The organism is Actinomadura formosensis NBRC 14204 (assembly GCF_001552155.1).
Classification (GTDB): Bacteria; Actinomycetota; Actinomycetes; order Streptosporangiales; family Streptosporangiaceae; genus Spirillospora; species Spirillospora formosensis.
Window position 1 is genome coordinate 1 of the sequence record NZ_BCQQ01000005.1, and the last position, 14,690, is coordinate 14,690.

Consider the following 14,690-nt stretch of genomic DNA (forward strand, 5'->3'; position numbering starts at 1 on the left):
CACGGCGGGATGCGCATGCGGCCGGGCTGCCCTGCCCCTCGGACGGGGAGTTGTCCAAGCTGGTCATCACCGAGGCCAAGAAGACCACCGGGCGGGCGTGGCTGGGCGAGGTGTCGGCCGTGGTGCTCCAGCAGGCCCTGGCCGACCTGAACACCGCCTACCGCAACTGGTTCGCGTCACTGTCGGGGAAACGCAAAGGCCGCAAGGTCGCGGCGCCCAGGTTCCGGTCCCGCAAGGACCGGCGGCAGGCGGTCCGGTTCACCCGCAACGCCCGCTTCACGGTCACGGCGGGCGGGAGGCTGCGCCTGCCCAAGATCGGGGACGTGCGGGTGCGGTGGTCCCGTCCGCTGCCGTCCGAGCCGTCCTCAGTGACGGTGATCAAGGACGCGGCCGGCCGGTACTTCGCCTCCTTCGTGGTCGAGACGACCAGCGAGCCGCTGCCGGAGGTGGCGGCCGAGGTCGGCATCGATCTGGGATTGACGCATTTCGCGGTGACCTCGGACGGCCGGAAGATCACCTCTCCGCGGTTCCTGCGCCGCGCCGAGCGCCGGCTCAGAAAGGCGCAGCGGGTGCTGTCGCGTAAGCGGAAGGGGTCGGCGAACCGGCGGAAGGCGGCCGCGCGGGTCGCGGGGCTGCACGCCCGCGTGGCCGATGCGCGGCGGGACCATCACCACAAGCTGTCCACCCGGTTGATCCGCGACAACCAAGCGGTCTACGTGGAGGACCTGTGCGTGTCCGGTCTGGCCCGCACCCGCCTGGCCAGGTCCGTGCACGACGCGGGCTGGTCCCAGTTCGTCGCGATGCTCGAATACAAGGCGCAACGGTACGGCCGCACGTTCGCGAAGGTGGACCGCTGGTTCCCCTCCTCCAAGCTGTGCTCGGCGTGCGGGACGGTCGCCGAAGCGATGCCGCTGAACATCCGCGAGTGGCGGTGCCCGTGCGGCGCGGTCCACGACCGCGATGTCAACGCCGCGATCAACATCCTGGCCGCCGGGCGGGCGGACAGGCGAAACGCCTGTGGAGGGACCGTAAGACCTTCCGCGTAGCGGAGGCGGGACCCGGTGAAACAGGAAGCCACAGAAGTGCCGCACACGCGGCACAGGCTGAATCCCCGGCCTTCAGGCCGGGGAGCGCGTCAATCCACCATGGCCGTGCTGGCAGACGGCTCTGTAGGCGACCTTTACGAGATCGGAGCCACCGGCGGCATCGTCTTCAGCCGCTTCACCCTCCCCTGGCTGGAGTCCTGACCGCGCACCGCCTCCCCGTCCCGGGCGACACAGGCCCCGGGGCGGGGAGGCGGTTTCCGGTTCCGTTCACAGGGTGTGGATGGTGCGTCCCCTGACCACGGTCTGAAGGCAGGTGGGGTCGTCGGTTCCGGCCTCCATGTCGGGCAGGCGGGTGCCGGGATCCAGCGCGGGACAGTCCCAGATCGTGATGGAGGCCGGTGCGCCCGGCTCCAGGCATCCGCTTTCGTCGCGGCCCGCGGCTCGCCGGCCGCCGGCGGTGTGAGCGCGGACCGCCTCGGTGACCGTGATCCGCTGCTCGGGGTTGTGATGGCCGACGGCGGCGCGGACGGCCTGCCAGGGCCCCATCGGCATGATGGGCGAGTCCGAGCTGAGCGCGAGCGGCACCCCCGCGTCCAGGAGCGCCCGGAACGGATTCATCGAGCCGACCCGCTCCACGCCGAGCCGGTCGGCGTACATGCCGCCGGTTCCGCCCCAGAGGGTGTCCGCGATCGGCTGGACGCTCGCCGCGATCCCCAGCCGCGCCATGACCGCGATCATGTCGGCGTCGAGCATCTCGACGTGTTCCAGCCGGTGGCGGCCGGCTCTGACGCGTTCGGTTCCGATGCGGGCCTCCGCCTCCTCGAAGCCGCGCAGGACCGTCCGCAGCGCGCCGTCGCCGATGGCGTGGAACCCGGCCTGGAGGCCCTCGCGAGTGCAGTCCAGGACGTGCTGGGCGACCTCCTCGACGGTCCGGTAGGCGTGGCCGGTGTTCCCGGGCGCGTCAGCGTAGGGGCTGGTCAGGCAGGCGGTATGGGATCCGATCGAGCCGTCGGCGAGCAGGTCGCCGGCCAGGCCGGCGAGGCCGTGCCGGTGGGCGAGCGCGGCGGCGCCGATCTCGCCCCAGTAACCGATCACCTCCGGAAGGGGTTCGCCGCGGGCCAGCTCAAGGAGTGCGGACAGGTCGTCCTCGCTGGACAGGCCGGGTGCGGCGTTCTCGTGCAGGCAGCCGATGCCGCGGCGGGCCGCCTCCTGCAGCGTCCGGCGCTGGATGCGGCGGCGCTGCTGCGCGGTGAGGCAGTCGAAGGCGTACCGGCGGATGGTGTGGTGGGCGTCCAGCCGCACCAGCCCGCCGGGGTCGAAGCCGGCCTGCGCGCGGGCCTGCGGGACGGCGGCCAGCAGCGCCGTGGACACGGCCCCGGAGTGCGCGTCGGTCCGGGACAGGTAGCAGGCGGCTCCCCCGGTGGCGGCGTCGAGTTCGGCGGCGGTGGGCGGCCGGCGCTCGGGCCAGCGGGTCTCGTCCCAGCCGTGCCCGATCAGGATCTCGGCCGGGCGCGCGGCGGCGTGCTCGGCGAGCCGCCGCAGCGCCTCCCGCAGGGACGGGCAGCCGCTGAGATCCAGCCCGTCCAGCGCCACCCCGGTCGCGGTGACATGGACATGGGTGTCGACGAAAGCGGGGGTGACCAGCGCACCGGCCAGTTCCACGACCTCGTCGGCGCCGTGGCCGTCGGCCTCGGGGTCCTGGTCGCGGCCCACCCAGGCGATGGTGTCGCCCTCCAGCATCAGCGCCGTCGCGCCGTCGTCCACGGGTGAGTGGACGACGCCGCCCCGGTACAGCACACGTGACATTCGCTTTCCCGCCTCAGCGCTCGAGTACCGCGTTCAGGAAGGCCCTCGCGCGCGGCGTGGCCGGTTCGTCCAGGACGGCCTGCGGGCTGCCCTGTTCGACGATCCCGCCGTCGGCGACCAGGACCACCCGGTCGGCGACCTTGCGGGCGAACTGCATCTCATGCGTGACGACGATCATGGTCATGCCCTCGGTGGCCAGCGCCCGCATGACCTCCAGGACCTCACCCACCAGTTCGGGGTCGAGCGCCGAGGTCGGCTCGTCGAACAGCATCAGCTGGGGACGCATCGCCAGCGCGCGGGCGATCGCCACCCGCTGGCGCTGCCCGCCCGACAGGCTGGACGGAAAGGAATCGCACTTGTCGGCGAGCCCGACCTTGTCCAGCAGCTGCCGGGCCTCCTGCCGGGCTTCGTCGCGCGGCCTGCCCGCCACCTTGACCGGCGCGCACATGACGTTGCCGAGCACCGACATGTGCGGGAAGAGGTTGAAGCTCTGGAAGACCATCCCGACGTTGCGGCGGATGCGGTTGAGCGGGCCCTGCTGGTAGCTGAGCCGTTCGCCGCTGATGTCGATGGTCCCGGCGTCGAGCCGCTCCAGCCCGTTCACGCAGCGCAGCAGGGTGCTCTTGCCCGCCCCGGACGGTCCGATGAGCACGACGACCTCGCTCTGGTGCACGTCCAGGTCGATGCCCTCGAACACCGTCACCGGACCGAACGCCTTGGCCGCCCCGCGGATCCGCACCACCATCAGACGCCGTACCTTCCCATGCGCCTTTCCAGCATCCGGACGCCTCCCGACAGCAGCAGCACGATGACCAGGTAGTAGATCCCGACGATCACGTAGAACTCCAGTGGCCGGAACTTCTCCGCGGCCACGATCTGCGCCGTCCGGAACAGCTCGGCCACGGTGATGAACGCCGCGACCGAGGTGTCCTTCACCGCGATGATGAACTGGTTGCCCAGCGAGGGCAGGACGGTGCGCAGCGCCTGCGGCGCGATCACCAGCCGCATCGTCTTCCACGAGCTCATGCCCAGGGAACGGCCCGCCTCGACCTGCCCGGTGGGCACCGACTGGATCCCGGACCGGTAGATCTCCGCCACGTACGCCGCGTTGTGCACCGAGAGCCCGATCACGCCGGCCCAGAACGCCTCGATGGTCACGATCGAGGCCAGCCCGAAGTAGATGATGAACAGCTGGGTGACCAGCGGCGTCCCCCGGATGAGGGAGACGTAGCCGGCCGCCAGCGCCCGCACCGGCCCCAGCCGGCTCAACCGGCAGTAGGCCAGGACCGCGCCCAGGACGGCGGCGAGCACGATCGACCACAGCGCCAGTTGCAGCGTGAGCCACAGCGCGTCCAGGAAGACCGGCGCGGTATCGATGAAGTCGGAGAGCCACTGCATGAAGGGCGGCCCTCACGAATCGGTGGGGTCGATGCCGAACCACTGCCGGAAGATCCTGGTGTAGGTGCCGTCGGCCTTCATGTCCGCCAGCGCCTTGTTGACGGCCGCCAGCAGCTTGCCGTGCTTCTTGCGGACCGGGATGGCCGCCGGGTTGTCCACCAGCGAGGGCCCCACCGGCTTGACCTGCAGGCCGGCCTTCTTGGCGGCGTAGGCGCCGACCAGCTTGTCGACGATCGCGGCGTCGATGCGCCCGGTGGGGACGTCGTTGAGGGCGTCGACGTCGCTCTCGTACGTCTTCACCTTCTTGACGTTGGACTTCTTCTTCATCTCCGCTTCGAAGGTGCTGCCCAGCGGGACCCCGACCACGGCGTTGCGCAGGTCGTCGATGGATCCCGCGGTGGAGGCCGACTTCACCCACAGGAACGCGCCCGACTTGTAGTAGTCGTTGGAGAAGTCCACGACCTTCGCCCGCTCCGGGGTGTTGGTCATCGAGCCGACGATCGCGTCGTAGCGGCCCGCCTGCAGACCCGCGAGCAGGGTGTTGAACGCTCCGGTGGCCGGCTTGGGGGTGAGCTTGAGCCGTTTCGCCACCTCCGTTCCGATGGCGACGTCGAAGCCGGTGAGCTTGCCGTTCTCGTAGAAGCTGAACGGGGCGAGCTGCCCGCTCAGGGCGAAGGCGAACTCCCCGTTCCGGACGAGGTCGTAGCCCTCGTCCTCGCCGCCGCCCGAACCGCCGCCGCCGAACCCGGCGCATCCGCTGAGCAGGGCCGCGGTGACCACGAGGGCACCGCCCCGCACGGCCGCGCTCCTGCCCGCTCCCCGCCCGGTGCCGCCTTCAACGCGCCGGCCGAGACCCTTCCGGCCGCGCAACCAATTGACGATCATGGTCCAACTCCATGTCCTGTGATGATGCTTCGGGGGAGCCCTCGCACGCCCTTCGACCGGACGGTGACCTCTGCGGTGGCCATGCCGCCCTTCCGGCCACGCGGCCGGCGACCTACACGCTCAGCACCGACCGCGGTCCGAGGTGGGTCGCAACCTTGTCTCCTCCGCTCCTCCGGCGTAATGCTGTATACAGCACACTGAATCATGTGTTCTCGTCAAGAGGTTGGAGGAGAGAAATCGGGAGAAGAACGCCGCGCAGGCGCATCACTACATCCCGAATCACCCGGCGCGGGCAGCGAAGCGGAAGATGCCGGCGGCGGCCGGGCGGCTCGGCTACCGGGCGAGGCGGCGGGGAAGAGGGGTCCGCCTCACCGTGGGCGGGCCGTTTCCAGGGTCTTGGTGTCGAAGGTTCCGCTGCGGAAGGCTTCGCTGTCGAGGACGCGCCGCAGCAGCGGCAGGTTCGTCTTGATCCCGGTGACGGTGAAGTCGTCGACGGCGCGGCGGGCCGACTCGATCGCGGCCTCCCGGGTGGCCGCGGCGGTGCACAGCTTGGCCAGGAGCGGATCGTAGTGGGGCGTCACCTCGTCCCCGGTGCGGTAGCCGGTGTCGACCCGGATGTGCTCGCCGGCCGGCTCCTTCCACTGCTCGATGCGTCCGGGAGAGGGGAACATCCGGACCGGGTCCTCGGCGTAGATCCTGAGTTCGATCGCGTGGTCACGGCGGGACGGTTCGGTGAGCCCGGCGTCCTCGCGGGCCGCGACGAGCAACTGGGCCTCGACGAGGTCCATGCCGGTGACGAGTTCGGTGACCGGGTGCTCCACCTGGAGCCGGGTGTTCATCTCCAGGAAGACGAACTCCTCGGTGCGCGGGTCGACCAGGTACTCCAGCGTGCCCGCCCCGCGGTAGCCGAGCGCCTCCCCGGCCCGGCGGCTGACGTCCAGCATCCGCCGCCTCAGCTCAGCGGAGATGCCCGGGGCGGGAGTCTCCTCGATCACCTTCTGGAAGCGGCGCTGGATCGAGCAGTCCCGTTCGCCGAGGGTGAGGACCCGGCCGTCGCCCAGGCCGAGGATCTGCACCTCGATGTGGCGGGCGGGCTCGATGTACTGCTCCAGCAGGACGTCGGGCGAGCCGAACATCCGTTCCGCCCTGGTGCGGGCGGCCTGGAACGCCGGGCCGAGGTCCGCGGCGTCCCGGATGATCGTCATGCCGATCCCGCCGCCGCCGCTCGCGGCCTTCACCATCAGGGGATAGCCGATGCGGGCGGCCTCGGCCTGCGCCGCGGCGGCGTCGCCCGGCGGGCGCGGGGTGCCCCGCGAGACCGGCACGCCGTGGGACGCCATGAGGTTGCGGGCCTCGATCTTGTCGCCCATCCGCGCGATGTGGTCCGGGTCGGGGCCGACCCACGTCATCCCCGCCGCCTGGACCCGCCGCGCGAACTCGGCGTTCTCGGACAGGAACCCGTATCCGGGATGGACGGCGTCCGCGCCGCACGCGGACGCGGCGGCGAGAACGGCGTCCATGTCGAGGTAGGACCGCGCGACGGGGGGCGGCCCGATGCGGACGGCCTCGTCCGCCTCCTCGACGTGCCGGGCGGCGGCGTCGGCGTCGGAGAAGACGGCCACGGTCCGGATGCCGAGCCGCTTGGCGGTCCGGATGACGCGCACGGCGATCTCGCCGCGGTTCGCGATGAGCAGGCGGTCGAACATCGGGTCTCCCGTGCGGCGGTCAGTCGGCGGTGATGCGGGCGAGGAGGTCGCCCTCCTGGACGGACGCGCCCTCGGCGACGACGAACTCGGTGAGGACGCCGCCGACGGGCGCCTCGACCGGGATCTCCATCTTCATCGACTCCAGGATCGCGATCTCCTCCCCCGGGGCGACCGGTGTTCCGGGCCGGGCAAGGATCTTCCACACGCTGGCGGTCAGCTCGGCGCGTACTTCGTGCATGGTGCTGTTTCCTCGGGTTTCCTCGGGTTCCTTGGGTGCGGCGCTCACGGGCGCATGGTCCAGCGGCGGTCACCGCGGCCGAGGCGGGACCGCATCGCGTGCAGGCTCGCGTTGAGGAAGTCGGCGACGACCCGGCGGGTGCGGCGGGGATCGATCATCATCTCCATGCCGAACGCCTCGACCGTCTTCCACGGATCGGCGAGCGCGAGGAGGCGCTCCTCGGCCTGCCTGCGGAACGCGTCCGGGTCGTCCGCCCGCTCGATCTCGCGGCGGAACCCGGCCTCGACGCCCCCCTCGATCGGCATGTCGCCCCACTCGACGCTGGGCCAGGCGATGCGCAGCCCCAGCGCGTCCGGGTTGGAGGTGGCCGACACCGCCATGCCGTAGGCCTTGCGGACGTGGACGGTGACGACCGGCACCTCGGCCTCGATGATCGACTGGATCGCCCGCATGCCCATGCGCACCACCCCCGCCCGTTCGGCCTCGGGGCCGACCATGAATCCGGGGACGTCCACGAGGTAGACGATGGGCAGGTGGAAGGTGCTGCACAGGTCCACGAAGCGGATCTGCTTCTCGGCGGCGGCGCCGTCCAGCGCCCCCGCGATGTGCATGGGGTTGCTGCCGATGACCCCGACCGGGATGCCGTCGATGCGGGCGAAGGCCGTGATGACGGCCTTGCCCCAGCCCGGCCCCATCTCGAAGAACGAGTCCCGGTCGACGATGGTGCGCATCACCTCGCGCATCTTGTAGGGGCGCCGCCGGTTCTCCGGGACGAGCTTCAGCAGTTCGTCGCAGGAGCGGTCCACCGGATCGCTGCGGTCACCGCGCGGCGGGAGTTCCCACACGTTCTGCGGAAGGTAGGACAGGACGCGGCGCAGCTGGTCGAGGGCGTCGGCCTCGTCCTCGGCCAGGTTGTCCACGGCCCCGGACACGCTGGTGTGCATCTCGGCGCCGCCGAGCTCGTGCTTGTCGACGGTCTGGCCGAGGGCGCGCCGGACGACGGGCGGCCCGCCGGCGAACAGCACGCTGCCCCTGCTGATGACGCTGAAGTGGCTGACCACGGCGCGTCCGGCCGTCCCTCCGGCGGCCGAGCCGAGGACGGCGACCAGGACCGGCACCTCGGCCATCAGCTCGAAGCTGCGCCGCCAGCTCATCGAGCTGACGAGGTAGGAGTGGCCCTTCTCGTCCTGCGCGGAGACATCGCCGCCGATGCCCTCCATGAACAGGACGAGCGGGATGCGGTACTCGTGGGCGAGGTCCTCGACGAAGCCGCCCATGCCGCCCTTCCACCGGTCGAGGTAGGTCTGCGGCGCGCCGGCGCGGACGGTGAAGTCCTCGCCGCCGATGGCGACCTGGCGTCCGTCGATCGTCCCGAGGCCGCACACGTAGCTGGACGGCAGGGAGCCGACCTCGTTCCCCGCCGCGTCCCGGATCGGGATCGAGGCGAACTCGCCGACCTCGGTGAAGTCGTCGGCGATCCGGTCGATGCGCTCCCGGATGGTGAGGCGGCCCTGGGCGTGCTGCCGCTCGATGCGTTCCGGGCCGCCGAGCCGGCGCGACTCCTCGTGCCGCCGCCTCAGCTCCTCCAGGGCGGATTCCCAGGTGAAGGCCATCTCAGCTCTCCTCGACGGTGAGGGCACCGGGGCCCGCGACGTCCTTGATGTACGGTTCGCCGCCGTCCCAGTAGACGGCGGCGTAGTGCTCAAGGAAGGCGCTCGCCTCGAAGGCGCCCTCGGGAGCGTGGACGCCGGCGGGGGCCTCGTCGATGCGCAGGACGCCCACGACGGCCGGACGCGCGGTCTCCAGGCTCATGGAGCCGTCCACCGGCCCGCCGGGGAAGACGATGATCCCCTCCGCCCGCCCGGCCGCGGTGCCGGTGGCGACCGCGCCGATCAGCCGGCGCAGCCGGGGTCCCCGCGACGGGGTCGCGAGGGCCTGCGGATGCGCGGTGAGCTGCGCGGCGATCTCGGCGATCGCGGCTTCGGGGGTCAGCTCGCCGGCGGCGACCCGGTCGAGGACCGGCAGCATGAGCCGGTCCGTCCCGGCGTTGACCGTCCCGATGTTGACGCAGTCCCGCAGCGTGACGGCGCGGGGCATGGTGACGGGTTCGGGGTGCCCGATCATGCGGTAGAGGCCGGTCTCGCCGTTGGACGCACGCACCCGGTAGGCCGTCCGCCACGCCCGCTCCCGCACCGGCGCGCCGTCGCGCCACACGGGGACGTCGGCCGCCGTCTGCATGATCAGATGCGTGTAGGCCGCCCGGCCGGCGGTGAACGCCGCGGCGAGGGCGTGCGCGTGCTCGGCGGCGGCGTCCGGGTCCATGCCCTCGCGGGAGTCGCCCCAGAAGGTGGCGACGGTGTCGACCTCGTCGAGTCCGCGTGCGGCGATCATGCCGAGGTAGTTGGTGAGCCCCGGGCTCACGCCCAGCCCGACGATGGCGCGCACGCCGGCCCGCCGCGCGGCGGCGTCGCGTTTCATCAGCTCCTCGGTCGCGGCCGGGTCGTCGCAGACGTCGACGTAGTGCACGCCCTGCTCGATGGCGGCGTCGAGCACCTTGGCGCCCCACAGGTCGAACGGGCCGGTCGTGTTGACCACCACGTCGGCACCGGCCAGGACGCGGGCCAGTGCCGCGTCGTCGGCGAGGTCCACCTCGGCGAACGCCACCGGCGAGCCTTCGGGTGGCACACGGTCGGCGATCGTGACGGCGTGGCCGGAGTGCTCCACGAGTTCGGCCACGACGCGCCGTCCCACCCGTCCGGCTCCCCCGATGACCAGGACGTTCATGTTCGTTCCTTTCGAATTCGGCTTCCCGTCCGCGGTGCGGACGCGGTGTTCAGTCCGCGGCCGCCGCGGCGGCCGGCAGATCGATGGTGTCGGCGGTGATCCCCGCCGGAAGGAGGTGCTTCTGGATCGCTCCGGTGCCCGGTCCGCGGACGATCGCCGACTCCGGGACGACCTCGACGTACCGGGGCCGGGCGAAGCGCGGCAGTGACCGCGTGCAGAAGTCGCGGAAGGACACGGGGTCGAAGGACGCCCCGGCGTCGAGCACCAGCACGAGCTTGATGTCGTCCTCGCCACCGAGCTCGTCGCGGACGGCGAGCGCGGCGCACTCGCGGACGCCGGGCGCGCCGCGGACGGTGTCCTCCAGCTCGAACGCGGAGATGTTCTCGCCGCGTCTGCGCAGGCTGTCGGTGAGGCGTCCGCGGTACCAGATGAAGCCGTCGGCGTCCTGGTGCACCAGGTCGCCGGTGCGGAACCACAGGTCGCGGAACGCCTCGACGGTGACCTCCGGCCGCCGCCAGTACCCCAGCGTGATCATGTTCGGGTACCGGGGCCGGGTCTGCAGCTCACCGGCCTCCCCGACGCCGACCTCGGTGCCGTCCGGGGCCGCGACGCGAACATCGAAGCCGGCGCAGCTCCACCCCGCGGCTCCGCGCCGCCGACGCCCCGGGGTGGAGTAGAGCGGACCGTCGGCCTCGGTCTGGCCGTACATCTGGAGCACCCGCACGCCCAGGTCGTCCTCGAAGAACTCGAAGGCCGCCGCGGGGACGGGCGCGGCGAGGATCGTGCGGAGCCGCCCGAGGACCGCGGCCGGCGGACGACCGCGGGTGATGAGCGCGGACAGCATGGAGCCGACGGCGCCGAACCAGGTGACGCCGAACCGCTCGGCGTCCGCCCAGAAGGTGCTGACGCTGAACCTCGGGGCGAAGGCGAGGGCCGACCCGGTCTGCAGGCACAGCGGAACGGCGATATGGGCGTCCACGTGGAAGAACGGCATGGTGAAGAACCCGGTGTCGGCCGGCCCGATGTCGAGCACCCGCGACAGGACGGCACCGAAATTGGAGAAGTAGCCGTGCGGCAGCATCACCCCCTTCGACGGGCCGGTGGTGCCGGACGTGTAGAGCAGCGAGGCGAGCGCCCCGGCGGCCGGTGCGGGCTGGAATTCCGCGGCGGTTTCGCGGTCGAGGCGGATGATCGCGAGATCGGCGATCCGTTCCGGGGCGACGCAGTCGCTCAGCAGTTCGTGAAAGCGCGCGTCGGCCACCACGAGAGCCGGGTCGCTGTCGGTGAGGACATGCCGCAGGAATCGTCCGCGCAATTCACTGTTGACGGCGACCTCGACCGCGCCCAGCGACCACACGGCGTACTGCACCGCGAGCATCCGCGCGCTGTTCCCGGCCATGATCGCGACCCGTTCGCCGGGCCGTACCCCGAGCCCGCGAAGTTCGGCGGCGGCGGATCGCACGGCCGACGCGAACTGCGCGACCGTCCATTCGCCGCCGGCCCAGCGCAGCAGCGGGCGGTCCGGCCACCGCCGCCGGGCGGCCGCGAGGTCGGCCAGCGGCCCGGTCCGGCCGAGCGTCACCCCGTCGAGAAGTCGCCCTGTGATCATGCCGTCATTCCTTCCTCGGCTCAGGCGGGGACGTGGCGATGCGGAGCGCGAACTCGCCGTGCATCTCGGCGACCTGGTCCACGGTGAGCGGCCCGCCGGGCTGGAACCACAGGGCGCTGTACTCGCAGATGTTGAGGATCGCGAAGGTGGTGGCGCTGAGATCGGGCACGTCGAAGACGCCCTGCTCGGCACCGGCGCGCAGAATGGCGCGGGTGTTCTCGTAATGGCGCCGATGCAATTCCCGGATGAGCTCGTAGCGGTCCTTCGGCAGCGAGGACGCGAGCTGGGTCGGCGAATACGTCATCGACAGGAACGTCTGTGCCCGCTCACGCTGGGACAGTTGCGCGCGGGTGTGCGCGACGGCCAGCGCGCGCAGCGCCTCCGCCGGATCGGTGAGCCCCGCGGTCGCGGCCTCGATCCGTTCGAGGAACGCCTCAAGGCCGGTGCGGAGGAACTCGAAAAGGATGTCCTCCTTGGATTCGAAATGCCAGTAGAGGGTCGGCGGGGTGATTCCCACGGCGCGGGCGATCGCGGCCACCTTCGTCTTGCTGTAGCCGTCGCGCTGGAACAGTTCCGAGGCGGCCGCGAGGATCTCCGCCTTCATGTCGACCTCGGGGGTCGTCTCCGGTGCCATGTCGTCCTCTCGAATACGGGTCGGTGCGTTCCTCGCGGAACCTATCCGCCGAACAGGCGGCGCTCGGCCGCGGAGACGCACCGGGGCCGGCGGGCGGCGCGGTCCCACATCACCAGCGTCGCCGTGGAACGCGCCCGCAGCGCGCCGTCCGCCCCGCGCATCTCCTCGCGGACCTCGACCCGGTGCGCACCGGACCCGGCCGGCTCGATCACGACCGTGACCGGGCCGTCGTCCGGGAGCACCTCGCGCTCGAACTCCAGGTGCTGCGCCGCCACCACGTACGCGGGGCGCGGGTCCCCGGTGCCCTCGGCGAGCCACGCCACCCGGGCCTCCTCGAAGAAGGCGAGGTAGGACGTCGCGGTCATGTGGCCCAGGTAGTCGAAGTCCCGGAACCGCAACTGGAACTCCGTCCGCCAGGTCGCGCGGTCGCCCGTCACGATTCCGCCGCCGGGGCCGGCGGCTCCGGCACCACCGGGACGTCGGTCCGGGGCAGGAAGTACTTGGCGCCCCGGACGGCGAGCGGGATCCCGAACACCAGGATGAGCGCGATGGCCCCGATGAGGTAGCCGACGCCGATCAGGTCGATGATCCCGAACTGGGAGAGCGCGGCTCCGGCGATCAGCACCGCGAGCGTGATCGCGACGCGGAGCCGGGACGGCATCACCGGCCGGCCGTTGTCCACCAGGTTCTGGTCGATGCGCAGCAGGATCGACTGGATGAGGCCGACCGCCGTGGCGACCAGGGTCCAGCCGACGAGGATCCCGTACACGATGACCACCCAGGTGCCCTTGCCGTCGAGCATCTTGAGCCACGGGACGGGGGCGTCGAAGATCTTGGAGTCCGGGTAGAAGCCCATGAGGGCGAGGTAGGTCAGGAACCACGGCACGACGTACAGGCCGCCGGTGAGCGCCGCGGCCTTCGCCGCGTCGCGGCGCGAGCGCAGGTGCCGCACCGTCATGAGCGTGGACGGGAAGATGACGAAGGCCAGGCCCACGTAGATGACGCCGAGCAGCACCGCGTCCCAGATCGTCGCGTCCGGCTTGAGCGAGTGGTCGCCCGACGACATCACCTGCCCGACGCGGTCCCAGTTGGACGGGATGACCAGCGCGGCGAAGAGGATGTAGCCGAGCATCAGCAGGACCGTGCCGATGCCGTTGAACCGCTCGACGACCTCGGTGCCCCGGAACGTCACCGCCCCGGTGAGCAGGATGATCAGCGCGACACCGGCCCAGTAGTTGAGCCCGAGGGTGTCGCCGAGGATGTTCCCGGTGGCCGAGGCGAGCACCGCGACGATCGCGACCGCCAGCGGAATGTAGATCGCGTCGAAGAGCCAGTAGAACCTGCGGATCAGATGCCGCAGCAGGCTCCGGTAGTCGAACAGCCGGTGCCGGCGGGCCGTCTCGTAGACCAGATACGAGATCAGGGAACCGGTGACCGCCATCGCGAGGCCGGCCCCCCAGCCCAGCGCGCCGTGGCCCGCGCCGAACTCGATGATCTCCCGTCCCGTCGCGTAGGCGCCGCCGATGGCGACCGCCTGGAACATGAGCGCGGGGATGAGCACCCCGCCCGGCCCGGCGCTCGCGCCGCCGTCCTCGACCCGGCCCGACGAAGAAGCCGTCATGCCGCACCTCCATGCCCGATCCGGGGCGCCTCCGACCTGCGCCGACGCTCCCGAATAACGAATATTCGGGAACTGTAGACGGCGGTCCGCCGATGCGCAAGGGGTCACTTTCAACGGGGGTCGCCGCCCCGGATCGTGATCAAGGGCGTACCGGCCGTGCCGGACCGGCGAACCGGATGCCGATTCCTCTAATGCGAAACGCATAAACTCGGGTCATGGACAGCCACGAGTGGGTGGACACGGAGCCGGCCGCCGAGGCGGCCCTCGGGGACAGCCGCGCGCGGGTTCTGCGGCTGGTCCGGGCCACGAGCGACACCCCCCTGGGCGTGCGGGAGATCGCCGAGCGGGCGGGGCTGCATCCGAGCACGACGCGGTTCCACCTGGAGGGGCTGGTCGAGGCGGGCCTGGTGCAGCGGGTGGCCGAGGAGCGCGACCAGCCGGGACGTCCGCGCATGGTGTACCGCGCGGAGGGCGGGGACGGCAGGCGCAGCTACCGGCTGCTCGCCAAGATGCTGGCGAGCCTCGTCAGCAAAATGCTGCCCGATCCGAGGCAGGCCGCGATCGAGGTGGGCCGCGCCTGGGGCCGCCACTTCACCGACCCGCCCGAACCCTTCCAGAGGCTCGGCCTCGCCGAGGCGCTGGAGCGGCTCAACCGCATGATGGCCGACATGGGTTTCAGCCCGGAGTTCGAACACGATGCAGAACACCAGGACCCGGAGGAGATCCGGGTCCTGGTGCACAACTGCGCCTTCGGTGAGATCGCCGAGAACCACGCGAACGTCGCGTGCCCGTTGCATCTCGGCCTGATCCAGGGGGCGCTCTCGGAGATGGACGTCGCGCTGAGCGCGGACCGGCTGGACCCCATGGTCCGGCCCAACCTCTGCGTCGCCTATCTGCGCCGTGCCGGCGACTCACCCGCGGGCGGCGGCACGCGGCAGGACGTCCCCGCCCGCGGGTGAGGCG

General features: G+C 71.5%; 14 protein-coding genes. 2 read left to right on the forward strand and 12 right to left on the reverse strand.

Annotated elements, in window-relative coordinates; translation table 11 throughout:
• On the forward strand, positions 1–1,046 hold a 1,046-nt coding region (locus tag AF1_RS01915; RefSeq protein WP_067793000.1), incomplete at its 5' end, for an RNA-guided endonuclease InsQ/TnpB family protein.
• Positions 1,047–1,313: 267 nt separating this feature from the next.
• Here the strand turns inward: AF1_RS01915 and AF1_RS01920 are convergent.
• The 12 genes from AF1_RS01920 to AF1_RS01975 all read right to left on the reverse strand — a co-directional run bounded on the left by AF1_RS01920 (position 1,314) and on the right by AF1_RS01975 (position 13,727).
• Positions 1,314–2,852: an amidohydrolase gene (locus AF1_RS01920; protein ID WP_067793002.1), complete on the reverse strand. Its 1,539-nt coding sequence runs from the start codon at positions 2,850–2,852 to the stop codon at positions 1,314–1,316.
• Between the two features lie 13 nt (positions 2,853–2,865).
• A complete protein-coding gene (locus AF1_RS01925) occupies positions 2,866–3,597 on the reverse strand; it encodes an amino acid ABC transporter ATP-binding protein (protein ID WP_067793009.1) in 732 nt (243 codons plus the stop codon).
• Positions 3,597–4,250, reverse strand: coding sequence for an amino acid ABC transporter permease (locus AF1_RS01930; RefSeq protein WP_067793012.1), 654 nt, complete (start codon positions 4,248–4,250; stop codon positions 3,597–3,599). Before AF1_RS01930 ends, AF1_RS01925 begins: the two co-directional genes overlap by 1 nt.
• A 12-nt stretch (positions 4,251–4,262) precedes the next feature.
• Positions 4,263–5,135: a transporter substrate-binding domain-containing protein gene (locus AF1_RS01935; protein ID WP_084262341.1), complete on the reverse strand. Its 873-nt coding sequence runs from the start codon at positions 5,133–5,135 to the stop codon at positions 4,263–4,265.
• 368 nt (positions 5,136–5,503) lie between these two features.
• Entirely contained in the window at positions 5,504–6,841 is a 1,338-nt protein-coding gene (locus tag AF1_RS01940) for an acetyl-CoA carboxylase biotin carboxylase subunit (protein ID WP_067793019.1), read from the reverse strand.
• Between the two features lie 19 nt (positions 6,842–6,860).
• Positions 6,861–7,079 carry a biotin/lipoyl-binding carrier protein gene (locus tag AF1_RS01945; RefSeq protein ID WP_067793021.1) on the reverse strand — a complete coding sequence of 73 codons (219 nt, stop codon included), beginning with the start codon at positions 7,077–7,079 and terminating at the stop codon, positions 6,861–6,863.
• A 44-nt stretch (positions 7,080–7,123) separates the two neighbouring features.
• Positions 7,124–8,692, reverse strand: a complete 1,569-nt coding sequence (locus tag AF1_RS01950; protein ID WP_067793023.1) for an acyl-CoA carboxylase subunit beta — start codon at positions 8,690–8,692, stop codon at positions 7,124–7,126.
• A 1-nt stretch (position 8,693) separates the two neighbouring features.
• Positions 8,694–9,863, reverse strand: a complete 1,170-nt coding sequence (locus AF1_RS01955; protein WP_067793025.1) for a saccharopine dehydrogenase NADP-binding domain-containing protein — start codon at positions 9,861–9,863, stop codon at positions 8,694–8,696.
• Between the two features lie 49 nt (positions 9,864–9,912).
• Positions 9,913–11,472: a class I adenylate-forming enzyme family protein gene (locus tag AF1_RS01960; RefSeq protein ID WP_067793027.1), complete on the reverse strand. Its 1,560-nt coding sequence runs from the start codon at positions 11,470–11,472 to the stop codon at positions 9,913–9,915.
• A 4-nt stretch (positions 11,473–11,476) separates the two neighbouring features.
• Complete coding sequence (locus AF1_RS01965; RefSeq protein WP_067793033.1) at positions 11,477–12,106, reverse strand: TetR/AcrR family transcriptional regulator; 630 nt, start codon at positions 12,104–12,106, stop codon at positions 11,477–11,479.
• Positions 12,107–12,147: 41 nt separating this feature from the next.
• Entirely contained in the window at positions 12,148–12,543 is a 396-nt protein-coding gene (locus AF1_RS35065) for an acyl-CoA thioesterase (protein WP_067793035.1), read from the reverse strand.
• A complete protein-coding gene (locus AF1_RS01975; RefSeq protein WP_067793037.1) occupies positions 12,540–13,727 on the reverse strand; it encodes a YkvI family membrane protein in 1,188 nt (395 codons plus the stop codon). Before AF1_RS01975 ends, AF1_RS35065 begins: the two co-directional genes overlap by 4 nt.
• 215 nt (positions 13,728–13,942) lie before the next feature.
• Here AF1_RS01975 and AF1_RS01980 point away from each other — a divergent pair, with 215 nt between their 5' ends.
• Positions 13,943–14,686, forward strand: coding sequence for a helix-turn-helix transcriptional regulator (locus tag AF1_RS01980; protein WP_084262342.1), 744 nt, complete (start codon positions 13,943–13,945; stop codon positions 14,684–14,686).
• Positions 14,687–14,690: the final 4 nt, after the last annotated feature.

What these genes read in the sequence shown, in the direction of transcription:
- AF1_RS01955 (WP_067793025.1), bottom strand. Translation starts at nt 9,863, where the DNA reads ATGAACGTCCTGGTCATCGGGGGAGCCGGACGGGTGGGACGGCGCGTC.
- AF1_RS01975 (WP_067793037.1), bottom strand. Translation starts at nt 13,727, where the DNA reads ATGACGGCTTCTTCGTCGGGCCGGGTCGAGGACGGCGGCGCGAGCGCC.
- AF1_RS01935 (WP_084262341.1), bottom strand. Translation starts at nt 5,135, where the DNA reads ATGATCGTCAATTGGTTGCGCGGCCGGAAGGGTCTCGGCCGGCGCGTT.
- AF1_RS01920 (WP_067793002.1), bottom strand. Translation starts at nt 2,852, where the DNA reads ATGTCACGTGTGCTGTACCGGGGCGGCGTCGTCCACTCACCCGTGGAC.
- AF1_RS01925 (WP_067793009.1), bottom strand. Translation starts at nt 3,597, where the DNA reads ATGGTGGTGCGGATCCGCGGGGCGGCCAAGGCGTTCGGTCCGGTGACG.
- AF1_RS01960 (WP_067793027.1), bottom strand. Translation starts at nt 11,472, where the DNA reads ATGATCACAGGGCGACTTCTCGACGGGGTGACGCTCGGCCGGACCGGG.
- AF1_RS01940 (WP_067793019.1), bottom strand. Translation starts at nt 6,841, where the DNA reads ATGTTCGACCGCCTGCTCATCGCGAACCGCGGCGAGATCGCCGTGCGC.
- AF1_RS01980 (WP_084262342.1), top strand. Translation starts at nt 13,943, where the DNA reads ATGGACAGCCACGAGTGGGTGGACACGGAGCCGGCCGCCGAGGCGGCC.
- AF1_RS01945 (WP_067793021.1), bottom strand. Translation starts at nt 7,079, where the DNA reads ATGCACGAAGTACGCGCCGAGCTGACCGCCAGCGTGTGGAAGATCCTT.
- AF1_RS01930 (WP_067793012.1), bottom strand. Translation starts at nt 4,250, where the DNA reads ATGCAGTGGCTCTCCGACTTCATCGATACCGCGCCGGTCTTCCTGGAC.
- AF1_RS01965 (WP_067793033.1), bottom strand. Translation starts at nt 12,106, where the DNA reads ATGGCACCGGAGACGACCCCCGAGGTCGACATGAAGGCGGAGATCCTC.
- AF1_RS01950 (WP_067793023.1), bottom strand. Translation starts at nt 8,692, where the DNA reads ATGGCCTTCACCTGGGAATCCGCCCTGGAGGAGCTGAGGCGGCGGCAC.